Origin of the sequence: Rhodococcus sp. MEB064, from assembly GCF_000834565.1 — a bacterium.
In the GTDB taxonomy this organism is placed as follows: Bacteria; Actinomycetota; Actinomycetes; order Mycobacteriales; family Mycobacteriaceae; genus Rhodococcoides.
The window spans coordinates 1-25,123 of record NZ_JXQS01000012.1; the positions used below are offsets into that span (position 1 = coordinate 1).

26 protein-coding genes and 1 riboswitch are annotated in these 25,123 nt (G+C 64.7%); of the genes, 12 read left to right on the forward strand and 14 right to left on the reverse strand.

The features are described from left to right. Positions 1-136: 136 nt before the first annotated feature. The gene (locus RU01_RS06640; RefSeq protein WP_042573753.1) at positions 137-772 is read right to left on the reverse strand and encodes a VWA domain-containing protein; all 636 of its coding nucleotides are present in this window, start codon (positions 770-772) and stop codon (positions 137-139) included. 33 nt (positions 773-805) lie between these two features. Beyond that, complete coding sequence (locus RU01_RS06645; protein ID WP_042573754.1) at positions 806-1,417, reverse strand: DUF4352 domain-containing protein; 612 nt, start codon at positions 1,415-1,417, stop codon at positions 806-808. A 168-nt stretch (positions 1,418-1,585) separates the two neighbouring features. On the opposite strand from RU01_RS06645, the gene RU01_RS06650 reads away from it, so the two are divergent. Then, a complete protein-coding gene (locus RU01_RS06650) occupies positions 1,586-2,788 on the forward strand; it encodes a sensor histidine kinase (protein WP_231568619.1) in 1,203 nt (400 codons plus the stop codon). 4 nt (positions 2,789-2,792) lie between these two features. Here the strand turns inward: RU01_RS06650 and RU01_RS06655 are convergent, their stop codons facing one another. Further along, on the reverse strand, positions 2,793-3,557 hold the full coding sequence (locus tag RU01_RS06655; RefSeq protein ID WP_442970470.1) for a 3-oxoacyl-ACP reductase: 765 nt from the start codon (positions 3,555-3,557) through the stop codon (positions 2,793-2,795). Next, positions 3,557-3,651, reverse strand: a riboswitch (TPP riboswitch). (Overlaps the previous gene by 1 nt.) Before the next feature lie 56 nt (positions 3,652-3,707). Here RU01_RS06655 and RU01_RS06660 point away from each other — a divergent pair. Both RU01_RS06660 and RU01_RS22410 read left to right on the forward strand, forming a co-directional pair. Continuing rightward, positions 3,708-4,355, forward strand: coding sequence for a response regulator (locus tag RU01_RS06660; protein ID WP_042573757.1), 648 nt, complete (start codon positions 3,708-3,710; stop codon positions 4,353-4,355). Between the two features lie 168 nt (positions 4,356-4,523). After that, positions 4,524-4,781, forward strand: a complete 258-nt coding sequence (locus tag RU01_RS22410; protein WP_082042946.1) for a helix-turn-helix domain-containing protein — start codon at positions 4,524-4,526, stop codon at positions 4,779-4,781. A gap of 106 nt (positions 4,782-4,887) precedes the next feature. Here RU01_RS22410 and RU01_RS06665 read toward each other — a convergent pair whose 3' ends face one another. Genes RU01_RS06665 through RU01_RS06675 form a run of 3 tightly spaced genes read right to left on the reverse strand, consistent with a single transcriptional unit; the run spans position 4,888 to position 6,967 of the window. After that, on the reverse strand, positions 4,888-5,091 hold the full coding sequence (locus tag RU01_RS06665; RefSeq protein ID WP_042573758.1) for a zinc-ribbon domain-containing protein: 204 nt from the start codon (positions 5,089-5,091) through the stop codon (positions 4,888-4,890). Positions 5,092-5,110: 19 nt separating this feature from the next. Then, on the reverse strand, positions 5,111-5,947 hold the full coding sequence (locus RU01_RS06670; protein ID WP_156148821.1) for an SDR family oxidoreductase: 837 nt from the start codon (positions 5,945-5,947) through the stop codon (positions 5,111-5,113). A 60-nt stretch (positions 5,948-6,007) separates the two neighbouring features. Continuing rightward, positions 6,008-6,967, reverse strand: coding sequence for a helix-turn-helix transcriptional regulator (locus tag RU01_RS06675; RefSeq protein WP_042573760.1), 960 nt, complete (start codon positions 6,965-6,967; stop codon positions 6,008-6,010). 103 nt (positions 6,968-7,070) lie between these two features. Between RU01_RS06675 and RU01_RS06680 the strand changes: the two genes are divergently transcribed. After that, complete coding sequence (locus RU01_RS06680) at positions 7,071-7,484, forward strand: VOC family protein (protein ID WP_042573761.1); 414 nt, start codon at positions 7,071-7,073, stop codon at positions 7,482-7,484. An 879-nt stretch (positions 7,485-8,363) separates the two neighbouring features. Here the strand turns inward: RU01_RS06680 and RU01_RS06690 are convergent. The 6 genes from RU01_RS06690 to RU01_RS06715 form a co-directional block, all read right to left on the reverse strand. Beyond that, positions 8,364-8,975: a hypothetical protein gene (locus RU01_RS06690; protein WP_231568620.1), complete on the reverse strand. Its 612-nt coding sequence runs from the start codon at positions 8,973-8,975 to the stop codon at positions 8,364-8,366. 223 nt (positions 8,976-9,198) lie between these two features. Continuing rightward, the gene (locus RU01_RS06695; protein WP_042573764.1) at positions 9,199-10,470 is read right to left on the reverse strand and encodes a hypothetical protein; all 1,272 of its coding nucleotides are present in this window, start codon (positions 10,468-10,470) and stop codon (positions 9,199-9,201) included. Positions 10,471-10,775: 305 nt separating this feature from the next. Beyond that, entirely contained in the window at positions 10,776-11,483 is a 708-nt protein-coding gene (locus tag RU01_RS06700) for an endonuclease/exonuclease/phosphatase family protein (protein ID WP_042573765.1), read from the reverse strand. 52 nt (positions 11,484-11,535) lie between these two features. Next, positions 11,536-12,135, reverse strand: a complete 600-nt coding sequence (locus RU01_RS06705) for a LutC/YkgG family protein (RefSeq protein WP_042573766.1) — start codon at positions 12,133-12,135, stop codon at positions 11,536-11,538. Further along, a complete protein-coding gene (locus RU01_RS06710; protein WP_042573767.1) occupies positions 12,132-13,598 on the reverse strand; it encodes a LutB/LldF family L-lactate oxidation iron-sulfur protein in 1,467 nt (488 codons plus the stop codon). Before RU01_RS06710 ends, RU01_RS06705 begins: the two co-directional genes overlap by 4 nt. Next, on the reverse strand, positions 13,595-14,335 hold the full coding sequence (locus tag RU01_RS06715) for a (Fe-S)-binding protein (protein ID WP_042573768.1): 741 nt from the start codon (positions 14,333-14,335) through the stop codon (positions 13,595-13,597). Before RU01_RS06715 ends, RU01_RS06710 begins: the two co-directional genes overlap by 4 nt. 70 nt (positions 14,336-14,405) lie before the next feature. On the opposite strand from RU01_RS06715, the gene RU01_RS06720 reads away from it, so the two are divergent. Continuing rightward, a complete protein-coding gene (locus RU01_RS06720; RefSeq protein ID WP_042573769.1) occupies positions 14,406-15,089 on the forward strand; it encodes a FadR/GntR family transcriptional regulator in 684 nt (227 codons plus the stop codon). Between the two features lies 1 nt (position 15,090). Here RU01_RS06720 and RU01_RS06725 read toward each other — a convergent pair whose 3' ends face one another. Together RU01_RS06725 and RU01_RS06730 are read right to left on the reverse strand one after the other, a co-directional pair. Beyond that, positions 15,091-16,134 carry a glycerophosphodiester phosphodiesterase family protein gene (locus tag RU01_RS06725; RefSeq protein WP_231568621.1) on the reverse strand — a complete coding sequence of 348 codons (1,044 nt, stop codon included), beginning with the start codon at positions 16,132-16,134 and terminating at the stop codon, positions 15,091-15,093. Positions 16,135-16,173: 39 nt separating this feature from the next. After that, positions 16,174-17,190, reverse strand: coding sequence for a LacI family DNA-binding transcriptional regulator (locus RU01_RS06730; protein WP_042573770.1), 1,017 nt, complete (start codon positions 17,188-17,190; stop codon positions 16,174-16,176). A 279-nt stretch (positions 17,191-17,469) separates the two neighbouring features. Here RU01_RS06730 and RU01_RS06735 point away from each other — a divergent pair, with 279 nt between their 5' ends. Genes RU01_RS06735 through RU01_RS06765 form a run of 7 tightly spaced genes read left to right on the forward strand, consistent with a single transcriptional unit; the run spans position 17,470 to position 25,108 of the window. Further along, on the forward strand, positions 17,470-18,996 hold the full coding sequence (locus tag RU01_RS06735) for a sugar ABC transporter ATP-binding protein (protein WP_042573771.1): 1,527 nt from the start codon (positions 17,470-17,472) through the stop codon (positions 18,994-18,996). Next, positions 18,993-20,039: an ABC transporter permease gene (locus RU01_RS06740; RefSeq protein ID WP_042573772.1), complete on the forward strand. Its 1,047-nt coding sequence runs from the start codon at positions 18,993-18,995 to the stop codon at positions 20,037-20,039. The genes RU01_RS06735 and RU01_RS06740 overlap by 4 nt, the downstream gene beginning before the upstream one ends. Continuing rightward, positions 20,029-21,066 carry an ABC transporter permease gene (locus tag RU01_RS06745; RefSeq protein WP_042573773.1) on the forward strand — a complete coding sequence of 346 codons (1,038 nt, stop codon included), beginning with the start codon at positions 20,029-20,031 and terminating at the stop codon, positions 21,064-21,066. The genes RU01_RS06740 and RU01_RS06745 overlap by 11 nt, the downstream gene beginning before the upstream one ends. Before the next feature lie 26 nt (positions 21,067-21,092). Then, a complete protein-coding gene (gene rhaS, locus RU01_RS06750; RefSeq protein ID WP_042573774.1) occupies positions 21,093-22,178 on the forward strand; it encodes a rhamnose ABC transporter substrate-binding protein in 1,086 nt (361 codons plus the stop codon). Position 22,179: 1 nt separating this feature from the next. Continuing rightward, the gene (locus RU01_RS06755) at positions 22,180-22,527 is read left to right on the forward strand and encodes an L-rhamnose mutarotase (protein ID WP_042573775.1); all 348 of its coding nucleotides are present in this window, start codon (positions 22,180-22,182) and stop codon (positions 22,525-22,527) included. Next, positions 22,524-23,693 (forward strand): L-rhamnose isomerase, encoded by a 1,170-nt coding sequence (gene rhaI / locus RU01_RS06760; protein WP_042573776.1) that lies wholly within the window; start codon positions 22,524-22,526, stop codon positions 23,691-23,693. The genes RU01_RS06755 and rhaI overlap by 4 nt, the downstream gene beginning before the upstream one ends. Further along, positions 23,693-25,108 (forward strand): L-fucose/L-arabinose isomerase family protein, encoded by a 1,416-nt coding sequence (locus tag RU01_RS06765; RefSeq protein ID WP_042573777.1) that lies wholly within the window; start codon positions 23,693-23,695, stop codon positions 25,106-25,108. Before rhaI ends, RU01_RS06765 begins: the two co-directional genes overlap by 1 nt. Positions 25,109-25,123: the final 15 nt, after the last annotated feature.

The window sequence follows — 25,123 nt, forward strand, 5'->3', positions numbered from 1 at the left end:
GGCAGCGTCAGACTTGATGAAAATCAATTCGCCGGCGACATCGCCGTAAACGTACTCATTCATTTCGCCAGCCTTCCACAGGTCGGAATGTCAACGACGTCGAATGGGCGTCTTGCCAGCATTAGCCGGGGAAGGCTCACCGCCCCGCCCGCCGCCGGTCACGTTCCGAGAACCCGTCCACCTGCTGCATCCCGTGCGCCCGCTTCCGATCCTGGTAGTCCACGACCGCCGAGAATGCCGCGCTCACGCCCACCGACGAGGCGTCGTACGTCAGCGACTTGTCGGCCTTGAAGCCCATCTGCGAACCCGTGTCCACCGCGTCCATGTTCGCTCCCAGGAACACGAAGTCCCACCCGTACTGCGATTCCTGCTGCTCGATCAGCTCGCGAACCGCCTGGTTCGACCACTCTCGGCTCGAGTTCTCCTGTCCGTCGGTCATCACCAGCACGGTGACCGATCCCGGCCGTTCTTCCTCGGGTAGGGCCGCAAGCGACGAGCCGATCTCGGTGACGAACTTCCCCACCGCGTCGTACAAGGCCGTCATTCCGCGGGGCACCAAGTACAGCGGAGGGACCTGGTCGATCGGTGTCGAGTCGTAGACCATGGCGTACTGATCATCGAACTGCGCCAGCGTCACGACGGTTGTGCCGTCGTGACCACGCTCGGCGTCGATGAAGGTGTCGAATCCTCCGCGGGTGTCGTCGGCAATGGACGACATCGAACCGGAACGGTCGAGTAGAGCTGCAACGAGGGACAAGGAAGAATTTGGCATGGGAACTCCTGACGTGGGACGGATGAATGAAGATCAGGCGACGGCGACTGTGACGCCGCCCGAGAACAGCGAGTCGTGAAGCTCGATCTCCGACGGTGCGGTGCCCGCCGGCACGTCGTAGACGAGTGTCGCCACGAGCGAGTTGCCCGGATTGATCTGCGAGAAGCCGAGATTCGGATCGTTGGTCACCGTCGCGAGCGTGTCGGTCGAGTACTCGCGCCCCTGCCCGTCGAGCAGCTTCTGCGACGACGTGTCGAACAGCTGCTGCTCGTTGCCGATGTTCGCGACATTCAGGGTGACCAGCACGTACTCGCCCTGCGGCGTCTGCGACGTGTACTGATCCCCCACACTGGCGACGCCACGCTCGACGTTCTGCACGGTGAACTCGAACTTGCCGTCCCTCACCGCGGCACCGATTCCCGGTGCCGACTCCTCGGCCGGCGCACTTCTGCCCTCCGTTGCGGCCTGCGAGGAGGACGTGGTGCCGCTCGTCGACGTGTCCTGTCCACCGCTTGCCAGATTGACGGCGACTGCGATGACAACGATCGCGCCGATCGCCGTGAGGATCTTGTGCCGCAGGAACCAGTTCTTCTTGGTCGGCGGCTGCTGTGGCTGCGCGTGCGGGTTCTGGGGAGGCTGAGTCATGGCGAGTCCTTTCGGTGGTGCCGGCACCGGTCGGTGCGTCCCACCAAGAACACCGCAGTGCCCCCTCGGACACCTCGTCGATTCGGCCGGTCTCACTCCTCCTTTCGGTCGGCCTTCGTGACCGAAGAACGGAGGCTCATGTCGGACCATGGCCGTACCGTCTTCTCTGTGACCACTACTGCAGCTACGGTTCGGCGTCGCGCCTGGACCGTCGGCGCAGTGACGCTCAGCTTGTTCTGCACCTTCATGGCTGCCGGTCTCGCAGGCACATCGGGAACACCGGTATGGAACGTGGCGCTCGGCGTCGTCCTCAACATGGCTGCCGCGATTGCGTTGATCTGGCGACACGACAAACCGTGGATCGTCCTCGCGATGGCCGTCGTCGGTCCCCTCTTCTTCGCCACCGACGCAACGGCCGCGCTGATAGCTCTCTACGCGGTGGGCGTCTTCGCTCGAGGTCGCACTCTCGCCGGTGCTGCAGTCGCGGTCTACCTGGCCTGCGCGATATCCCTCGTGTACGACGCACGGCGCCGCCGCGACTATTCGGTCCTGACGATCGGAGTCAAGCACGTCGAGGGCACTCCCCCGCCGACGTGGTCGCTTCCATGGTGGCTGCCCTGGCTCGTCGCGGCAGTCCTCGTCGCCGTCGTTCTGGGGCTCTCTCAGCTTCGCCGTACGAAGTCCGATCTCGTGGTGGCCGTGCAGTCCCGCGATCAGGCGACCGCGCAGTCGCAGCGCATGCACGAGGACATGCTGATACAGCAGGAACGCTCCCGCATCGCGCGCGACATGCACGACACCCTGGCCGCCGGGCTCAGTCGAATATCGTTGCTCGCGGGCGGTTTACAGGTCGGGAGCAATGACGGACCGGAGAAGATCTCCAACACGTCGGCACTGATTCGGTCCACGGCTCACGAGTCCCTGGACGAGCTCAAACGCATCATCGGCGTTCTCCGCGGGTCCGATACCGGCGGCGAGGATGCTGGTCGGCGAAGCATCGCGGGAATCGGGGACCTCGTCGACGCAGCGCGTTCTGCCGGGTGTCGGGTGACGCTGGTTCAGGACATTCATCCCGGTGTGGTCGGCGATCTGACCAGTCATACCGCGTATCGCATCGTGCAGGAAGCTCTGACCAACAGTCAGAAGCATGCCCCGAGTTCCCCCCTCCACATCACGGTGAGTGGGGCGGACACCGACGGCATCAGCCTGACTGTGCGCAACCACATCTCGACGACAGCGCAACCAGGCCCGGGTTCCCGAACCGGACTGGCCGGTCTCGCGGAGCAAGCTCACAACGCCGGCGGGTGGGTGCGCTGGACTGCCACGGGTGGAGAGTTCATCGTGACGGCCTGGCTCCCCTGGTACTCCTGACGCGTCAGTCCTTCACCAGTCCGCCGTCGACGACCAGGTTTTGCCCCGTCACCGCTCTCGACCACGGCGATGCGAAGAACAGCACGGCGTCCGCAAATTCGGCCGGCGTCGTCACTCGGCGCAGCGGGGTGCTCTCGGCGATCATGTCGAACACCGCAGGCGGGGTCGCGGAGCTGGCGTCCGTGGTCCGCAATAGACCACCGGACACCATGTTGACGGTGATGCCGTCAGGTCCGAGGTCCGCCGAGAAGGTCCTCGTCAGCGCCAACAAGGCAGCCTTCGCCGCCGTGTAGTCGTGATACGGAACGACGGGGTTCTGCACGAGGTTGGTGCCGATCGTGATGATCCGCCCGAATCCCGCCTCCCGCATGCCGGGCACAGCTGCCTGCGTGGTGTGCAGAGCGCCGGCAACGCTGCCACGGAACTGCGAGTCGAACGCCGACCACTCGATCTCGTCGGCCTTGGCACGGTCGTCGCCGTTGAACGAGAAGTCGATCAGAGCGTTGTTGACGACGGTGGTGACGGTCGATCCGAAATGTTCACATGCCCTGTCGAACAGCGCGTCGACCTGGTGTCGGTCCGTGACATCGGCCTGCACCGCGACAACGCGGTCAGGACCGAACTCGGATGCCAGAGCTTCGGCTGCGGCTGCACTGCGGTGGTAGTTGATCACGACGCGGGAACCCTGCTGCAGGAACGAACGCGTGATCGCAGCACCCAGTCCGCGAGCACCGCCCGTCACGAGCACGATCTGTTCGGCCAGCGGCACTGTGCGCATCTCGACATCCCTTCGCCAGCATGACCTGGTCAGGTTCGACGGGTGTGTTCTCAGCCGGTTCGGTCCGGCACCCCGTGTCCGACTCCATAGAACACCTATCCGCTGTGGCGTGTCGGCGCGACCCGATACGGTCGACCCATCATGGACTCCGATGCGGTCATCACCGTTCTCGTCGTGGACGACGACGCATTCGTTCGTCGCGGCGTCGCGGACATCTTCGCCGCCACCATGGACATCGTGGTGGTCGGATCGGTCTCGGACGGTGACGAGGTACCCGCCGCAGTCGCCGCTCATCGGCCCGACGTCGTCCTGATGGATCTGAAGATGCGCCGAGTGGACGGACTCGACGCCACGCGAGCATTGATGGCATCGACACACCCACCGAAGGTCGTCGCGATGACGGCGATGGACGTGGACGATCTGGTGGTCCAGGCCATCGAGGCCGGCGCTCACAGCTTCCTCAGCAAGTCGGAGGCACCCGAGACGTTCCACCAGTCGATCCGCGCCGTCGCTGCCGGCAACACTCTGTTCTCCGAAGAGTCACTCCGAAAGATCGTGGCTACTACGCGGCCGCCACGACCAACGGTGACGCTGGAGGCGCTGACCGACAAGGAACGAACAGTGTTGTCGGTCATGGCATCAGGGGCAACGAACGCCGACATCGCACGGCAGCTCTACATGGCGGAGACCACGGTCAAGTCGCATCTGACTGCGGTCAATCACAAGCTACAGGTCACCAACAGGGTCGAGGCTGCGCTGATGGCGTTCCGCGCGGGACTGGTTGTCTGAGGACCTCGGGTCAAACTACGCCTGCTGACGCATGCTTTAGCCGGATTCGTACTGGCCTTCTACGCGCATCAATCCTTAAGCTTGCTGCAAACGACATAAGGCTGTTCAATCGTTGCCATCGGCGGTAACGTGGTCTTAAGTTGTCTCTGGCAAGCATTGGAAACCCGCATGGCACCTCCTCGAAAGTCGCGTCGTACCGACGTCAGCAATCTCGCCAGGTCTTTCACAACACGCCGTCACGAATTGGGTCTGACGCAAGCTGAGCTCGCTCTGCTGGCCGGAGTCGGCCGTTCGACTGTGCAAGCTATCGAGGGCGGCAAGGACGCGCCTCAACTCGACGGGGTCAACGCCGTCGCTGACGCGTTGGGGTGCGATCTGACGCTTGTGACCCGCGCCGGAGCCATCGTAGAACCAGGGGAACGATGACCACCGGAGCCGACTTGCGCGACATCGATCGAGCAGACGTCTACAAGGGCAACGTTCGCGCAGGGTCACTGACGAGGTCCGGCGACAACGTCAGTGTGGCAACAGATCACGCGTACACAGCCGCCCCGCAGATTCCACACTCCTCGAACTCGGTGCGCTTCCAGCGCGCGAGCGGGATGAAGAAGACGCTGAACTGCTTGTACTGCTGCATCCGAGCCCACTGACTGGTGTTGTGGCAGCGCTGGCAGGTGCGGGTGTGGCCCGCGCCGAGGGATCTGCGTTTCAGGCCGAAGCCGAAGAGGAGGAACACCTCTCCCAGGATAGGTGGTCTAGCCGTTCTGAAGAACCTCTCGCAGCGTCATCGCACGCCGACCTGTCACCCGCTCGACGTCGTCGGTCACGGCGCTGAGTTCGCCGGAGGCAATCGCCGTGTACGTCGACACCCAGGCATCGTTCTGCCAATCCGGCGCGTTCCAGACAGACCGTGACTCGTACGCCTCGTCCAGGGTCTCGTCGTGGAACGACACCGCACGACCTCGAACGTCGGCAATGGTCGCGGCGACCTCGGGCATCGACAGTGCCTCCGGACCCGTCAGGTCGAAGGTCTTGTTCACGTGCTGCTGAGGGTCGGTCAGAACGCGTGCCGCGACTCGCGCTACGTCTGCACGCGCCACCAAGGACACTCGCCCCTCCCCTGCCGGACCGCGGATGACACCGTCCTCGCCGGCGAACAGTTCCATCACGTCGCTGTAGAAGTTGTCGCGCAGGAACGTGTGGTCCAGCCCGCTTTCTCGGATGTGCTGCTCGGTGAAGTAGTGATCGCGCGCGAGAGTGAACGTCGCGTCCGGCGCCGCCCTGAAGAACGACGTGTAGACGATGTGCCGAACTCCGGCCTGCACCGCAGCATCGATGAAGGTGCGGTGATCCGCCAGCCGTGTCGCATTCTCGGCGCCGGACACCATGAACAGCACGTCGATTCCTGCCAAGGCCTGCGTGGCGGCCTCTGCGTCAGCGTAGGAACTGGTGCCCACGGTGGCACCGGGCAGCTTCGGCGCTCTGGAGGGATCGCGAACCAGCAAGTGTTGTGGTGTGCCGGCTTCCGCGAGGTGCGCTGCAACAGCGCCTCCCACCGAGCCGCTCGAACCTGTGACAGCAATAGTCGGCATGACCGTCCCTCGCAGCAGTGTCGAACGGGTGACCGTTCGCGTTCGAGTCGAGTATGCCCGTCACCCACTCGCCACCGCCCGCCGCAAGCGCTCGCTGACCCTCAGCACCGCGTCGACAAGCTCCGGGGGACGCAGGTCCTCCAACTCGGCGTCGAACCGCGCCAACGATGCCGCGATACCCGTCCACGACCATGCGCCAGTGCGGACACGACACCGACCGTCGCCGCGATCTTCGACCGTCCCGTCGGCGAGAAAGGGAGCGACCTCCGCCGCAGGAAGGTGCACCGTCGCCTCCCCTTCGCACGCCCAATCACCCGAGACCGTGCCGCGGAAGCGTCGACGGAGCAGCTCGGCCGACGAGCCGCCGGGGATCGGACGCGGAGTGAATCGCACGCCCGTTCGCATCTTCGGTGTCATGCGGTCGACTCGAAACACACGCCAGTCATCGCGGTCGAGATCCCACCCGACGACGTACCAGCGACCTCCAGCTCCGACTACTCCGTGCGGCTCCACGCGTCGCGGAGGGATCACTGAATCATGTTCCGTAGATGCGTAATCGAAGCGAATCACCTCATTATTGCGCGCCGCCTCTCCGACCGTGCGCAGCACCGCGGGATCGATCGGGTCTCCGGTCGCAGGCAGCGCAGTGAGCGCCAGCGCGTCGACCCGGTTGCGAACGCGGGTAGGCATGACAGTCCGAAGGGTCGCCAGTGCTCGCTCGGCGGCATCGGCGATGTCGACACCCAGGGCCGGCACGACCTGCAGGGCGAGTGTCAGTGCGACCACCTGGTCGTCGTCGAGTAGCAAGGGCGGTACCTCTTCGCCCCCGTCCAGCCGGTAGCCACCGTCCGACCCGCGCAACGCAGCGACGTTGTAGCCAAGAACGCGCAACCGGTCGACGTCGCGGCGGATGGTCCTCGGGCTCACACCGAGTCGCCCGGCCAGCTCCGTGCCCGGCCACTCGCGGCGAACCTGGAGCAACGACAACAGGGTCAGCATGCGTGAGGACGGTTCCGACATGAGTCGAGTATGGGCGATGAAGCGGTCAGGATCTGACCTATTGCCCTGCGATCGTCGTTCCTGTCGGCAAAGCCTGCCGGACCGAACTACTCGAGGAGTCTCGATGACCGTCATCACCGCCCTGCACATCAATCTTCGCGGCAACGCACGTGAAGCGTTGGAGTTCTACCAGTCCGTCTTCGGCGGCGAACTGGTCGCATTCCCCTACGGCGACACAGAGTCGGGCCAGGGACCGACCCAGTCCGAGCAGATCGCCTGGGGTGAGGTCAGTACACCCGGCGGGTTCCGCGTGATGGCGTACGACATCCAGGACTCGCTTCCCTACAACGCCGGTGAAAACGCCTTCTACAGCGCGCTGCGAAGCCATGATGCGGACGAGATCACCGCAGCATTCGAGGGCTTGTCCGCTGGGGCGACAGTGTTGGTGCCGCTCGGGCCGGTCGGGTTCTCACCGCTGTACGGCAAGCTCGTCGACAAGTTCGGCGTCGTGTGGATCCTCGACGTCATTGCGCAGTGATGATCCGGTAGCGCATCAATCGTGGACTTCTGCCACCGCGGATCGGGGGTGGAAGTCCACGATCGCGAGTCGGCTCGAGGCACGATGAAGATTCGGCCTACGACCGTCTTCCCATCTCCGAAATAACGGACAGTCCCAGCATCGAGATAGCTGAAGCGTCCTTGTTCCCTACCTAACGGAGCAAGCTCGCATCTCCCATACGATCCCGCATTGCGCGGACGCTGACAATAAGCATCAAGACCGTGCAATGCTTGTACCGCATACGGTGAGTAGGAAGCACGAGCATCGCCCCGACCGCAGGAGCACGGAAGCGGAATGATGTCACTGAGCAAACCCACCGCAATTCAAGTCGTTCTCAGCGGCAACCCGGGTCAGCCATCGGAAGCCGCGCTACTGATTCGTGAGGAATTAGTGCGGCAGTATGCCAAAGACAGCACCTCTGGGCTGACAGTGCAGATGGTGTGGTCCCACGAGAGCGTATTTCCGTTATCACGACCATCGACAACTGAATCGAACGCTCACCTGATGGTCATCAGAGGCACGCCACGCGGCAGATTGAGAGCGTCATCGGTTGTACTGGAACCTGGCTGGCTCGTCTACACATACGGCGAGCACACTCCGGACGGCACTCGTGTCTATCGTTACCTTCTCTCCCCCGTCTCCGCCCACGAGCGGACGTCGATCGACCTCCGGCTTGCCTTGGATCTTCATGGTCGCGGCTTGGAGTTTGGGGTGGCGTATCGGGAGCCGGCAGTTGTCAACGCGATTATAGGCTTGTGGGCAGATCTTTCCTACGGCACCGAAAGCGACGACGCGTAACGAACTCTCGGCGATTCATAATGCCCCATGAGCAATGGTTTTATCGGTTCTGTTGATCGCTCACCGATCGCGAGACAACTTTTCCGCAGCTTCCAACAGTTGATGTCCGATCCGATCAGTGTTGGCGGCGAACATGTCTCGCGCAGCGGTGAGACTGTGAAAAGCGAGTTCGTCACCTTCCCGTGCCACCAGTTCGGAAATATCAGGCGAGCCGTGACGCTCGATCCAGCGGATCTTCTCGAGTTCTCGCTGGATTTCCATCAGTCCCTCCAGATAGCGACGCATGGCCACGAGTCGAGAACACAACGCTTGCTGGCGATCGAGCAGGGCCGCCCTACGCGCCTCGTATATTGCCTGTACCTCCTTGTCGTGGGCGAGGTGTCCGTGAGGCGCTGGCCCCAGCCTGGAGAAAGCGGCGTCGAGCTTGCTGGCGCTGGCCGCGACGGATTGCACCTCTGCGGTCAGGTCGATGCGAACGATGCGATGCTCGACCTCACCCGCCGTCCAGGCGTCAAGCTCCTGCACCGAAGAAGCGAGGACTACAACTGCATACACCGCAGTTCCGCGCTCTGTGCTCTTCAGTGCGATCAGCTCTTTGACGTCAGCGGCGTGCGTAGGAGCAGCACCCCGATCACGATTGATCGTGTGCCGAACCCGATTCAAGCGTTTCACAGCCGGATCATCGGTGGCGGACGCTGGAGGACTAGTTGATCTCCACGCTAGGAGGGCATCGCTAACCAACTTGGGTGGTGACGGATAGCTGTTGCCCAACCACTTCGGCTTGTCGAGTCCGACAAGCGCATCATCCAGTGTTCGTTGGTCTGCAGAGCGTCTGTCGAACGGGTTCCATCCCACGATCGACTCCTACCTTGTCTCGTCACATTGCATGACGTTGCTATGCCGCATGCGCGGGAAATACAACCACCGAGCCGTCGGACTCCTGCACGATCTCGACTGCTACGTCGGAGAGCTCATCTCCGGTCTCCAGTCCGACGCCGAGTGCACGAACGCGGTACGCAGCATCAAGGAGTTTGTCGACTTCGCTTGCCCTGAATACCACATCACGCACACCGTGTGAACGATCGAGTTCAAGTGAGGAAAGATTGGACAGCAGATCCCGTATTCCGCTTTCGAGTTTCGAGACGCGAGTCAGATCAGACCTCAGCGCCTGCGTGAAGTTCTCGAACACATTGCCCTCGTTCATCTGCGCATGCTCGACCGCCTGCAGGATGATGATTCGCTTCTTCAAGGCGATAGCGAGTGCAGCAATCTCCAAGTGCAGGCGGAACTCTCCTCCTTCCTCATCGATCCCCTTGAACGAAGCCTTGAGCGGGCCGAGCTCGATTCGACGCCCCGCACGCTCAGAAAGCACGTTCTGCCACCGAGTTAGTCGGGATTCGGCAGTGGTCATCGCTGTGCTGATGGCATAAGACGCCGAATCAAGACCGATCGATGCGCCGACTCTGCCGTGATCCAGGAGAATCGCGGTGGCTTTCTCGATAGCGTCGACGCAGGCGTTCAACGCGTTACGTTCGCGAGACAGTTCATCATCAACCAATTTCTCGAGCAGGTTCGTGATCTTCTCGAGAGTTTCGGCGCGCTTCCTCTCAGCTTGCACACTCAATCCGGCGGCGACGGCCATAAGGACTAACGGGGCAGCAACAGTCATCGCTCCCGCTGCTCCGACTGCAACGCCTGCCGTGGCAGCCGAGCCTCCGACTGCGCCGCCGGCCACTGGAACGTAGGACGCGTGCGCAACAATTCCGGAACGACCCACAAGTGCACTGTGGACGCCTCCCACTTTGGACACCATCGGCTTGACGAGTCCGCTGCCCATCTGGCTCGCGACCTTGGCCGGAACGGTCATGCGATACAACGTTTCCCCCCCGACCTCGGACGTCACCTTGGGAGTGCTTTTGACAAGCTGCGCCAGTTGAGTCGCTAGCGGACTGGTGCTGATCAAGCGCATCCCGCCCGTACGATCCACACCTTTAGGCACGTCATGCGCTTCGAGAGTCGCCACCGGCGAGTCCGCCATCGAGGCCAGAACCGTGCGCAATTCAGTCAACCGAGCGGACGTCAAACTTCCCTCGCTTGCCATCAATGCGTTCGATGTCGGCTGCGTCGCCAACGACCACACGGGAACTACGACATCGTTCGTCGCCATCAAAGACCTCCTGAGTCGCCGTCAGGCTATCCGAGCCACCCGACAGGGTGAGTCCGTATGCCAGCAAGGCCGCGCACCGACCTCTATAGCCAAGGCAAGAGAAGAACGGACTACTCGATCGACCGCACGGCTGCTGGGCATCTGGCTCGAGACAGCAGTCCACGTTGTTGACCGCCTGGCAGCCCATCGGTCCGGCTGAAGACCGGTCGAGGTGTCCCGCGCACGAGGGACACCCCGGGTCCTGATCACGCTGTGCGCTCACAAGGAGTCGGTATCGGCGCCACTCTGTTGGCGCGGCCCTGACGTCAGCGCGGTATGAGCTCACATACGACGCCGGAGTGATCGCTCAGACGCAGGTCGCCCATCGTTCCCGGCCACGTGCGAACGTCGACGCAGTCGAGATCCGAAGCGATGTGGTCGATCAGCTGACCGTCATCAGTGCTGCCGGCGGTATGGCACGTCCACCGTTCCATGACTTCGGTGAGACGGTCGGCTACCCGAATCGGTTGCTTGGCTCGCGGGATCTTCTGGTTGAAATCCCCGGCAACGATGACTGGCACAGATACATCGAAGGTGCCGATCACATCCTCGATCTGGTCCAGGCATTCGAGGTGTTCGGACCACGCAGCGGCATCGCGGCGACCAGTGCTCACGTGGGCGCGAGACCAGGGTATGCACACCGCGAGCAACCTGACCGGACCGATAGGGGTCTCGGTCAGCGCGGTCACCACACGTCCCGCACCGCCTCCACTATCGATCCGACGCACCTCTGCGAGTGGCTGCCGGGAGTACACCAGGACCTTGCGACGGGCCGGTTCGATCGCGTATCCCCAGTCGCCACCGGCATCGAGGGTGTACCCGTCGCCAGGAAGAAGGTCTTGGCGCCCCTCCGTCACAACAAAGATGTCTGCCGCCGTTCCCTCCAGACGATTCCGAACCTCTGCACCCCGCCGGCCGCGAGTCGTGGCCCATTCGACGTTCCAGGTGGCAACGGTGATTCGGGCAGCACTCACGCTATGCAGTGTAAGCGGGCCGATTTGATTTTCAGTGCTCGACTAACTGCCCTCACTCGACGATCAGCACATCCAACCGCCGAGGCCCGTGGACACCCTCCACCCTGTTCAGCTCGATGTCACTAGTCGCACTCGGACCGCTGATGAAGGTCAGCGGCCGAGTGGCGTCCAGCACCGCGAAGGCCTGCGGCACCGTGTCCACCACCTGGTCGGCGCGGACGATGCAGATGTGATGGTCGGGCACCAGTGTCAAAGCTCTACGACCCTGGGCGACAGACGCATCGAGCACGATCGTTCCTGTTGCCGCGATCCCCACCGCGCAGCCGGTGATCACCGCGTCGAGAGCATCGAGTTGGTCGATCGACAGGCCCTCGTCCGGAACCACCGCTATGCCGTCAACCCAAGCAGAGGGCAGATCGGCGGGTACGACCGCTCGACCATCACCGAGCAACGACGCCACCGTGCCGGCGATCTCCGCCTCGGAGATCCGGTAAACCTGTGCCCGGTAGTCATCGATCGTTTCAGCGAAGCGATCGACGTTCCCCGGCCCGACCAGAGCCGCTCGGTCGTAGTCCCGCGGAACATCGACGCCGGCAACCCCACCTGCGGTTGCGGCACGAATGCGCTCGAGTATTTCCGACTTCGCATTCATGATTCGTCCTCGTGCGTTCGTGCCCACCACTGGCGGAACGTTTCCTTCGGAGGGGCCGGCATGTTACGGCTGGTGGTCCACAACGATCCGGGGAACGGAAGCGACTCGATGTGGCCCTTCTTCCCGGCCAGCAGGCGTCCGACTCCCGCAGCCTTCTCGGCCATCCCAAATCGCTTCGGCGAGTTCATCGTCCACCCCGCCGCCCGCATCGCGATCTCCTGCGCGCCGGGGATGCCGCCGCGTTCGGAGTCGACCTGCTCCGCCCGAAGGTGCACCAGAATTTCCGGGATATTGATACGCACCGGGCACGCGTCGAAACATGCCCCGCACAGTGACGACGCATACGGCAGTGAGGCATTGGGATCGTCGTGGCCGGTAGTACCCGTGAGCTGCGGGGAGAGGATCGCACCGATCGGGCCCGGATACACCGACCCGTACGCGTGCCCACCGGTCCGCTCGTAGACCGGGCACACGTTCAAGCATGCGCTGCACCGGATGCAGTTGAGGGCGGCGCGGCCCACCTCGTCGGCAAGCACGTTGGTTCTGCCGTTGTCGATGAGCACCAGGTGGAAGTTCTGCGGACCGTCGCCCTCGTGCACCCCGGTCCACATGGAGGTGTACGGGTTCATCCGCTCGGCCGTGGACGAGCGGGGAAGCAGCTGCATGAATACTTCGAGGTCCGCGAAGGTCGGGACCAGCTTCTCGATGCCCATCAGTGTGATGAGGGTGTCGGGCAGCGTCAGACACATGCGCCCGTTGCCTTCGGACTCGACGACGGCGAGCGTCCCCGTCTCGGCGACACCGAAGTTTGCGCCACTGATGGCCACCTTCGCCGACAGGAACTTCCGTCGTAGGTGCTCCCGTGCCGCCATGGCCAGTTCGCGCGGCTCATCGGTGATGGCAGCGTCGACACCGGGCATGCGACGCAGGAAGATTTCGCGAATCTCCGCCCGGTTGCGGTGAATTGCGGGAACCAGGATGTGACTGGGCTTGTCGTCACCCAGCTGGACGATGAGCTCGGCCAGGTCGGTCTCGATCGCGGCGATGCCCTCGGCTTCGAGGTACTCGTTCAGGCCGGTCTCCTGGGTGGCCATGGACTTAACCTTGACCACCTCGTCACTGCACGTGGCTTTGACCAGGTCGGTGATGATGCGGTTGGCCTCGTCGGCGTCGCGTGCCCAGTGCACCACCCCCCCGCGGGCGGTGACGTTGGCTTCGAGCTGTTCGAGGAGCTCGGGCAGCCTCGACATCACGTCGGTCTTGAGGGCACTCCCGGCGAGGCGCAGTTCCTCCCAGTCATCGCACTCCGCAACAGCTCCCAGCCGCTTCTCACGAATGGTCTTGGTCGCGGCCCCGACGTTGCGCCGCATCTGAGTGTCCTGCAGAGCGCGCTTGGCTGCCTTCGGGAAGCTCTCCTCGCCGCGAATATTGCCGATGCCGGGCGAGCCCAGGAACGTTGTCATCGTGCCTCCGTCGATGCCAGGATCTCGGCCAGGTGAACAGTTTTGACGCCGGTGCGCAGACGGGACAGTCCACCACCGATGTGCATGAGGCACGAGGAATCTCCGGCGCTGCACACCTCGGCACCGGTGGAGAGGACGTTGGCCATCTTGTCCGACAACATCGCCGTCGAGGTCTCCGAATTCTTCAACGCGAACGTTCCGCCGAAGCCGCAGCACGACTCGGCCTGGGGCAGTTCGACCAGCGTCATGCCGCGCACGTTGCGCAGCAGTTCGAGGGGCTTGTCGCCGACGCGCAGCATTCTCAGCGAATGACATGTGGGGTGGTAGGTGACGCGGTGCGGGTAGTAGGCGCCGACGTCGGTGACACCGAGGACGTCGACGAGCAGTTCGGACAGCTCGTAGGTGCGTCCGGCGATGATCTCGGCGCGCGTGGCCAGGTCCTCGTCACCGGCGCGGCGGGCGACCATCGCGTGCTGGTGACGGACCGATCCGACACAGGAACCGGATGGTGCGACGGCGACGTCCCACGACGACTTCTCGAAGACCTCGACATGGTGACGCACCAAGGGTGCGGCCTCCTTGAGGTAGCCGGTGTTGACGTGCATCTGGCCGCAGCACGTCTGATCCGACGGGAAGACGACGGTGTGACCGAGCCGTTCGAGCAGTGAGACAGTCGCTTTCGCTGACTCGGGGAAGAGTGCGTCCGCCAGACAGGTGGCGAACAGGGCTATCCGCATGGAGCCTCCAGAGCGTGTGGTCTGACCACAGTAACCCCTGTGGTCGGACCACACCAGCTATTCTCCGACAATGCGCGCACACGAGGTGGTTCTCCATCGCATCGAACAGGACTTGGCGGCGGCACGACTCCGTGTCGGCGATCGACTGCCGGCCGAGCGCGCACTCGCGGAGGAACTGGGCGTCGGCCGGAGCTCGGTTCGTGAGGCCATCCGGGTGCTGGAGGCAATGGGCGTGGTGAAGACGTCGGTCGGGTCCGGTCCCGATGCGGGCGCGATCGTCGTGGCCGATCCCGCCACGTCCATTGGCTCGGCACTGCGGCTGCACATGGCCACGCAGTTCCTGCCCATCGCCGACGTGGTGCAGACGCGCGTGCTGCTCGAGTCGTGGGCGCTACGCGAAGCCGCGACGCGCACCCCCGACCTCAGTGCCATCGACGAGCTACTGGACCGAATGGACGACCAGAGCTTGGAACCCGACCAGTTCCACCGCCTCGACGCCGAGCTGCACGTACGGTTTGCCGGGCTGGCCGGCAACGTGCTGATCGAGGCGATGATGACCTCGCTCCGCGACTCTATCCACGGCTACGTCATGGACGCCGTTCCGATGCTCGACGACTGGTCGGCCGTCGCCGTGAACCTCCGGTGCGAGCACCGCGGCATCGTCGACGCGTTGCGCCAAGGCCACGGCGCGAAGGCCGCCACCCTGGCGCGCGAGCACATCGAGGGGTTCTACGGATTGATGCGGCTCGACTAGCTCAGCGCACCGTGGCCGGCTCCGGCAGCGCCATCCCCCGCTCCCCCATCACGTCGCGCAGGCGGTCGGGGTAGTCGGTGATGATGCCGTCGACACCCATGTCCATCAGGGCCGCCATGGTTGCGGGATCGTCCACCGTCCACGGCACGACACGGACCCCGGCGGAATGCGCTGACGCCACCATCTTGGGTGTCACGTAGAACTCGAAGCCCGGGTCGCCCACCACTCCCTTCTGCGGGGTGCCCTGGACGGGCGAGAGGGCGTGGGCGCCGAACGACTGCACCGCCGCCACAGGATCACCGTCGAAGTCATCGATGTCGAGACCACCCAGCCATGGGGACGCTCCGGGTTCCCCGACTTCGAGGAAGTCTGGCTCCGTGAGCGCGACCAGGCGCACCGACGGGTCGACTGCTTTCACCGCGAGGAGAGCGCCCCAGTCGAAACTCTGGATGGTGGTGCGATCGAGCAGTCCCGCCGCTCCGACCGAGGCGAGCACCACGTCGGCGAACTGCCCACGGGGCGCCGTCTCGGTGGGCGCTGCCGCTTCCACCTTGGTCTCGATGTTCAGCTGCACCGTGGAGTCGTACGAGTTCACCAGCGCGAGCACCTCGTCGAGGGTCGGAATTCCGGCATCTGTCGCCACTCGCTGTTCCGGGTAGCCGTCGAGCTGCGCCACACCGCAATTGAGGGTTCGCACCTGCGCCAGCGTCAGGGTGTTCACGTACTTCCCGACGTAGGGAAGCTCGGGATCGCCGTCGGTCGCAGGCCGGGTGTCACGGCACTTCGCGTCCGACACCTTCCGGTCGTGCGTGACGACGGCGATGCCGTCCTCGGTGATCTGCGCGTCCATCTCGAGTGTGGTGACGCCGAGCTCGAGGGCGTTGGTGAACGAGGCGAGCGTGCTCTCGGTGACCAGCCCGAGGCCGCCGCGGTGCGCCTGGAGGTCGAAGCCGTCGAGCGGCTGCGCGTTCTCGGTCTCCTGCGTGGAGCAGGCCGCCAGCGCCATACACATCGAGACGGTCAGCAGCACTCGTCGCATCGCCATGACCCCCACGCTAAGCCGGGAAGGTGAACGCTCGATGGATCAGCGCGCGCGCCACGCCTGATCGGTCGACCCTCGCACCACCAACGACGGCTCGAAGGTGAGCTGCCGGAACTCGTGAGCGCCCGACGCCGAGACCTGCTCGAGCAGTAGTTCGGCTGCAGCCCTGCCTAATTCGGCCCGCGGCTGCGAGATGGACGTGAGGGGAACTGCTGCACCCGCGGCGTAGTCGATGTCGTCGTACCCGACGATGGCCAGGTCTTCCGGCACACGCACGCCGCGGTGCACACATTCCTGCAGCACCCCCAGCGCCAGCAGGTCGTTCGCGCACACGACCCCGGTCGGCGGGGCGTCGGTCATGTCGAAGATCTGAGCGGCGGCTCGTGCACCGGCCTCGATGGACAACGACGTCGACCACACCGTCGACATGCGGGTGCTGGCCGACTCGGCGACAGCCGTGAGGGCGCCGGAGCGGCGGTCGCGCACCTGCCGAATGCTGTCCGGGCCGCCGACGTAGACCAGGGTGCGGTGTCCCAGATCCATGAGATGCCGCGCAGCCAAACGCCCTCCGAGAACGTCGTCGACCGCGACCGACGATCTGCCGGGGGCGTGCGACCCGCGATCGAGCAACACCACCGGGGTGCCCTGGCGGTCGAGGTTGTCGAGCATCGGCACGTTCTCGCCCACGGGACTGAGCAGGATGCCCTGCACGCGCTGCTCCATGAGCAGGCGAAGCTGACGGTTCTCGCGCTCCTCGGACTCGCCGCTGCCGACGATCACGGTCAACAGATCGTTCACGTCCGCGACGGATTCGGCACCGGCTGCCACGTCGAGGAAGAACGGGTTCCGGGCGTCGAGGACCACGACGGCAAGCATGCGGGACTGGCCGGCTCGAAGCTGGCGGGCCGCGTCGTTACGCACGAATCCGAGCTGCGCGATGGCCGCCTCGACGCGCTCACGGGTGGCGGCGGAGACCATGTCGGGCTTGTTCAGGACATTGCTGATGGTGCCCATGGACACTCCCGCGAGAGCGGCGACCTCCCGCATGCTCGCTGCCACGATCGCCCCCCTTCGATGCCGTTACCGTCGCCATTGAATCGGTTTACCGACGATGACGCAACCGAACGGCGTTCTCGAACCCACCGAGCCGAGCCACGGGGCGTCAGTTCGTGGCCGATCCTCATCGTTGCTGCTCAAAGCTCGGTACATCACGGTTCGGTAACGCTCTGTCGTGATCCGGGTCACGGGGTTGACCAGTGGCCCCCGTCACTTCTATGTTCACGGGGCTGAATGAACCGATTCAATTCGAGCCGGTTCGGTCCGACGGAGGTCCCATCCATGAGCGTCCCCAGTGCGACGACGCCCACCGCAGTTCCCCTGCTCGAAGTCCGTGACGTCACCAAGTCGTTCGGAAGCGTCGCCGCCGTCTCCGGGGTGTCCTTTCCGCTCTACGGCGGTGAAGCGCACGCACTCGTGGGCGAGAACGGTGCCGGCAAGTCCACCATCGTCAAGATGCTGGCCGGTGTGCACAAGCCGGACACCGGCACGCTGCTCGCGGGCAGCACCCCGATCACGCTCGACTCCCCCGCCGCCGCGAAGGCCGAGGGCATCGCCGTCATCTACCAGGAGCCGACGCTGTTCCCGGACCTGACTATCGCCGAGAACATCTACATCGGTGCCCAGCCCACCTCGCGCGGCCGGATGATCGACCGCGGCGCCATGAACACCGCCGCCGAAGCCCTGTTCACTCGCTTAGGTGTTCCGATGGATCCGAACCGGCTCGCCAGCGGACTGTCCATCGCCGACCAGCAGCTCGTCGAGATCGCCAAAGCGCTGTCCACCAAGGCGTCCGTCATTGTCATGGACGAGCCCACCGCCGCGCTGTCGGGTAACGAGGTCGCCCGCCTCTTCAAGGTCGCTCGCTCCCTGTGCGCCGACGGAGCTGCCGTGCTGTTCATCTCGCACCGCTTCGAAGAGATCTTCGACCTCTGCCAGCGCGTCACCGTCATGCGCGACGGCAAGCACATCTCGACCGCACCCCTGGCCGGACTCACCGTCGACGACCTGATCAAGCAGATGGTCGGCCGCGAACTCGGCGCCCTGTTTCCCAAGCTCGACGTCGTGCCCGGTGCCGTCATCCTCGAGGTCGAGAACCTCACGCGTGCCGGGGTGTTCACCGACGTCAGCTTCCAGGTGCGTGCCGGTGAGATCGTGGCGCTCGCCGGCCTGGTCGGCGCCGGACGCTCCGAGGTCATGCAGGCCGTGTTCGGAGTCGACCCTCGTGACTCCGGCAGCGTGAAGGTCCGCGGCAAGGAGCTCAAGCCGGGCAATCCCAAGGCCGCCATGCGCGCCGGCATCGCCCTTGTACCCGAGGACCGTCGCCAGCAGGGCCTCATCCCCGAGATGTCGATCGAGCGCAATGCGACGCTCACGCGCTCACAGGCGTTGTCGCGCTTCGGGTTCCTCGTCGGTGGTGGCGAGCGCCGCTCGGCCCAGGAATGGACGAAGAAACTGCAGACCAAGTTCTCGCGCATCACCGACCCTGTCGGCACCCTGTCCGGCGGCAACCAGCAGAAGGTGGTGCTGGCCAAGTGGCTCGCCACCGACCCGATCGTTCTCATCGTCGACGAGCCCACCCGCGGCATCGACGTCGGCACCAAAGCCGAAGTCCACAAGATCATCTCGCGTCTCGCCAGCGAAGGAGTCGCCGTCGTCATGATCTCCTCGGAACTGCCGGAGGTCCTCGGTATGGCCGACCGCGTGCTCGTCATGCGCGAAGGCCGCATCGCCGCGGAGATCGATCGCGATCATGCCACCGAGGAATCGGTCATGTTCGCCGCCATGGGATCGGAGTCCGCAGCATGACCGTCACCACCCAGACCGCCCCGGCGGCCGACCCGCTCAAGCCTGTCACCAAGGACGGGAGCTCGCTGGTCGAGAAGATCCTGAGAATGCGCTCGTTGGGCATCCTCGGCGCGCTCGTCGTCCTCATCGCTGTGACCGCGGCGACCAACAGCTCGTTCCTGTCCGGTCAGAGCATCCGCGACCTGCTGCTCGCCGCGTCGATCATCGCCGTGCTGGCCGTCGGTCAGACCGTCGTCATGATCACCAAGAACATCGACCTCTCCGTCGGTTCGGTGCTGGGCCTCTCCGCGTTCGCCGCGGGATCGGTCATGAAGGCCGGCTCGCCGATCGTGCTCGGCATCCTCGCGGGCATCGTCGTCGGCACGCTGTGCGGAGTCTTCAACGCGCTACTCGTCCGCTACGGCGGCGTTCCCGCCCTGGTGGTCACGCTCGGCACCATGTACATCTTCCGCGGCATCGCCTTCTTCTGGGCGGGCGGCGAGCAGATCACCGCCGACGAGATGCCCGGCTCCTTCCTCGATCTCGGCACGGCCAGCGTTCTCGGACTCCCCGTCCTGGTGATCGTCGCCGTCATCGCACTCGTGGGTGCGGGCATCTACCTCGGCCGATACCGCAGCGGCCGCGACCTCTACGCCATCGGGTCCAACGGTCACGCCGCCGAACTCGCCGGCATCTCCGTCGGCAAGCGAACGCTGGGGGCCTTCGCCTTCTCCGGCGCCATGGCCGGTATCGCCGGAGTCATGTTCGCCGCCCGCTTCGGCACCGTCGACGCGGCAGCCGGCACCGGCTACGAACTCAACGTCATCGCGGCCTGCGTCGTCGGCGGCGTAGCCGTCGTCGGCGGTGTCGGCACCGTGTGGGGAGCCGCCCTCGGCGCCCTGCTGCTGACCACCATCAACAGCTCGCTCCCGGTCCTGCAGATCGATCAGTTCTGGCAGCAGGCGATCGTCGGCGCGCTCATCCTCATCGCCATCGCGGCGGATCGCATCGCGGCCGTGCGTGCCGCCCAGCAACTTCGGAAGAGGAGCGCTCATGTCGAGTGATCTCGCCACCCGTCCCGACGCCCCCGCACCGACCGTGCAGCAGGGCAGTCGCATCCGGGAGCTGCTGGCCAGCTGGGACACCGCAGTCATCTTCCTGACCATCGTCGTCGTGCTCGGTGCGTCGGTGATGAACCCCGACTTCGGCAGCGCCACCAATTTCACGTTCCTGGTACTCGACCTCGCGCCGATCTTCCTCATCGCCCTGCCGATGACGCTGATCATCGTCACCGGCGAGATCGACCTCTCCGTCGCCAGCACTCTCGGTCTGAGCGGCGGGGCAATGGGTTGGATGTGGAACAACGGCTTCACCATCGAGGCCATCGTCCCGATGTGCATCCTGCTCGGCGCACTGCTCGGCGCGCTCAACGGATTCCTCGTCGCCACGCTCGGTCTGCCGTCCCTCGCCGTCACGATCGGCACGCTCGCGCTCTTCCGCGGACTCGCCTTCGTCCTGTTGGGTGACACGGCCGTGTCCAACTTCCCGCGTGCTTACACCTCGTGGGTCACCGGCACACTGGGTGACTCGTCGGTTCCCAATCTCGCTGTGCCACTGGTCATCCTCGCGGTAGTGTTCGGCGCGGTCCTGCAGTTCACCTCGCTCGGCCGCAACATCTACGCCACCGGCGCCAGTGCCACAGCCGCGAAGTTCGCCGGCATCAACGGCAACCGCATCAAGTTCTGGCTCTACGTCGTCGCCGGAGCGGTCGCCGCCCTGGCCGGTGTCCTGTGGAGCCTGCGCTACTCGAGTGCTCGTGCCGACAACGGTGCCGGCCTCGAACTGTCCGTCGTCGCCGCAGTCCTTCTCGGTGGCGTCTCGATCTTCGGAGGCAAGGGCCGGCTCGTCGGCGTTCTCGCCGCCGTCGTCCTCCTCGCGGCACTGCAGAACGCACTGCGTCTCGAGGACATCTCCAACGAAGCACTCACCGTCGTCACCGGCGTCCTGCTCATCGTCGCCGTCCTCCTGCCCAACCTCATCAAGGCAGTCCGCACCTCCTCGGACCGTCGCAAAGCCGTCGCACGACTCTGATCCACCCCCTTCCCGAAAGGTCCACCATGTCCCGCACCTCCCGGCGCCTCGCTCTGGCGCCGCTGGCCGGCATCGCCGCCCTGTCTCTCGTCCTCACCGCCTGCGGTGGCACGACGCAGGAGTCGGCCTCCGAGTCCTCCGACAGCGGAAGCCGCGTCACCGGCACCGCCAACCCCGACGCCGAGATCCAGGACGGCCTCAAGATCGGCTTCCTGCCCAAGCAGCTCAACAACCCGTACTCCGACATCGAGGTCGCCGGTGGCGAGAAGGCAGTCGGCGAGTTCGGTGGCGAGTACAAGCTCGTCGGCCCCAACGACGCCAGCGCATCGTCGCAGGTGTCCTACATCAATACCCTGATCCAGCAGAACCAGAACGTCATCGCGATCGCTGCGAACGACCCCAACGCGGTGTGCCCCTCGCTGAACCAGGCGCGTGACGCCGGCGTCAAGGTCGTCACCTTCGACTCCGACGCCGACAAGAGCTGCCGCGACCTGTTCATCAACCAGGCCACTACCGAAGGCGTCGGCGAATCGCTGGCGAAGATGACCAGCGACCAGATCGGCGGATCCGGCAAGATCGCCATCCTGTCCGCAACTCCCAACGCCACCAACCAGAATGCGTGGATCGAGGTGCTGAAGGAGCAGCTCGCGTCGAACCCGGAGTACAAGGACATCGAGCTCGTCACCACTGTGTACGGCAACGACGACGACCAGAAGTCCTTCCAGGAGACCCAGGGTCTGCTGCAGACCTACCCGGACCTGAAGGCCATCGTCTCCCCCACTACCGTCGGCATTTCCGCTGCCGCCCGCTACATCTCGGGCTCGTCGTACAAGGACAAGATCGTCCTCACCGGACTCGGCACGCCGAACCAGATGCGTGAGTACGTCAAGAACGGCACCGTGAAGCAGTTCGCGCTGTGGGATCCCACCGACATCGGCTACCTCGCCGCCTACGCCGGTGCAGCCCTGTCGTCCGGTCAGATCACCGGCGCCGAAGGTGAGAAGTTCACCGCGGGCGAGCTCGGCGAATACACCATCGGTGTCGACGGCGAACTAGTCCTCGGACCGCCCACGGTCTTCGACTCCGCCAATATCGACCAGTACAACTTCTGACATGGACCGGTACTGCTTCACGCTGCAGCTCAGGCCGGAATCGGTTCCCGAGTACTCCCGTCGTCACGCCGAGGTGTGGCCCGAGATGCTCGAAGCACTGAAAGCCAACGGCTGGAACAACTATTCCCTGCACATCCGTGACGACGGCCTGATCGTCGGCTACGTCGAAAGCCCGGACCTGGGGGCGGCGCAGGCAGCGATGAGCAGTACCGACGTCAACGCACGGTGGCAGGCCCAGATGGCTCCGTTCTTCACGGGCCTCGGGTCTGCCACCCCCGACGAAGGATTCGTGCTGCTGCGCGAACTCTTCCACCTCGAGACTCAACTCCGCGAAGGTCACCCATCATGAGCACCACAGCAGTTCAGGACATCTCGGCCCTCGCCGACTTCGGTATCGAGGTGCCCAGCTGGGCCTACGGAAACTCCGGAACCCGCTTCAAGGTCTTCTCCACCGCCGGCGTGCCCCGCACCCCGTTCGAGAAGGTCGCCGACGCCGCCGAGGTCAACCGCGTCACCGGCGCAGCTCCCCGCGTCTCGCTGCACATTCCGTGGGACAAGGTCGACGACTACTCCGCGCTCGCCTCCTTCGCCGCCGAGAACGGCGTCGCACTGGGAGCCGTGAATTCGAACGTCTTCCAGGACGACGACTACAAGCTCGGGTCACTGACCAACGCCGACAAACGGATTCGCGCCAAGGCCGTTGCCCACCACCTCGAGTGCGTAGACGTCATGCGTGCAACCGGCTCGAAGACCCTCAAGCTGTGGCTCCCCGACGGCACCAACTACGCCGGGCAGGACTCCATCCGTGCGCGCCAGGACCGCCTCGCCGAGTCGCTGCAGGAGATCTACGCCGGCCTCGACGACGACCACACACTGCTCATCGAATACAAGTTCTTCGAGCCGTACTTCTACACGACCGACATCCCGGACTGGGGCACGTCGCTGCTGCACTGCCTCGCCCTCGGAGACAAGGCGAAGGTGGTCCTCGACACCGGGCACCACGCGCCGGGCACCAACATCGAATTCATCGTCACGCAGCTCATCCGACAGAACAAGCTGGGCGCCTTCGACTTCAACTCCCGCAACTACGCCGACGACGACCTCATCGTCGGTGCCGCGGACCCGTTCCAGCTGTTCCGCATCATGCACGAGATCGTCGCCTCCGATGCCCACCTCCCCTCGTCCGGCATCAACTTCATGCTCGACCAGTGCCACAACATCGAGCCGAAGATCCCCGGCCAGATCCGCTCGATCATGAACGTGCAGGAAGCCACCGCGAAAGCGTTGCTCATCGATGCGTCGGCTCTCGAGAAGGCGCAGATCGACGGCGACATCCTCGGTGCCCACGCGGTACTCATGGACGCCTACAACACCGATGTCCGGGGGCTGCTCGGTGATCTGCGGGAGTCCCGCGGCATCGACCGTGACCCCGTCGCCGCCTTCGCCCGCTCCGGGTACATGGAACGCGTCGAAGCCGAGCGCGTCGGCGGACAGCAAGCGAGCTGGGGAGCCTGATGGGCCTGGAGCGGACGGTTCCGAGGAAGACTCGCCTGGGTCTGGTGTCGGGCGGACTGGGTGCTTACTGGCCACAGTTCCCCGGTCTCCTGGAGACGTTGCAGCAGTCCGCTCGCTACGTCACCGAGCGGTTCGAGAAGCAGGACTGCGTCGTGGTCGATGCCGGCTTCGTCTCCGATGCAACGGAATCTGCCTCTGCGGCCGAGAAGTTGCGAGTTGCCGATTGCGACCTCGTCGTCGTATTCCTGACGACGTATCTCACGTCGTCGATGGTGCTGCCCATCGCGCAACGAGTCGATGCCCCGGTGTTGTTGATCGATCTGCAACCCACCGAGGCCATGGACCACGCCACCACGGGCACCGGCGAATGGCTCGCGTACTGCGGTCAGTGCCCGCTCCCCGAGGTGGCGAACGTGTTCCGTCGCAGCGGTATCGACTTCCGCTCCGTCTCGGGCTATCTCCACGACGAGAACGCGTGGTCCCGCATCGAGGCATGGGTGGGAGCCGCGTCGGCGCGCGCTGCGCTGCGACACTCCCGGCTCGGCCTGATGGGGCATCTGTATCCGGGCATGCTGGACATCTCGACCGACATGACCCTGCTGTCGTCGCAGTTCGGCGCCCACGTCGAGGTACTGGAATTCGACGACCTGCGGGTGCGTGTCCAGAGCGTCACCGACGCACAGGTGGACGAGCGACTCGAACTCGCGCGCAGCGTCTTCCACCTCGACGACTCCGTCGTGAACGACGACTTCGCGTGGGGCGCTCGCGTATCGGTCGGCCTCGATGCCCTCGTGGACGACTTCGGACTCGACGCCATGGCGTACTACCACCGCGGACTCGACGGCGAACTGCACGAACGTCTCGGCGCCGGCATGATTCTGGGCGCCTCGCTGCTCACAGCCCGCGGAATTCCGTTGGCCGGCGAATACGACATCCGCACCGCCGTCGCCATGCTGATCGCGGACCGCCTGGGCGCCGGTGGGTCTTTCACCGAGCTTCAGGCACTGAACTTCCGAGACGGTGTCGTCGAGATGGGGCACGACGGGCCCGCCCACCTCCAGGTGTCGGCCGGCGAGCCTCTGCTCCGCGGCCTCGGCGTCTATCACGGGAAGCGTGGATACGGCGTCAGCGTCGAGTTCGACGTACAGCCCGGGCCCGTGACGACCTTCGCCATCGGACAGAACCGTGACGGCTCGTTCACGTTCATCACCTCCGAGGGCACCGTTGTCCCCGGGCCTCTGCTGCAGATCGGCAACACCACGTCCCGCGTCGATTTCGGGCGCGATCCCGGCGAGTGGACGGACGAGTGGAGTGCCACCGGCACCGGCCACCACTGGGCACTGTGCGTCGGGCACCGCGCCAAGGACATCAAGGCCGCAGCAGAGCTGCTCGGCATTTCCTACACCAGCGTCTAGACCTACTCAGGAGAA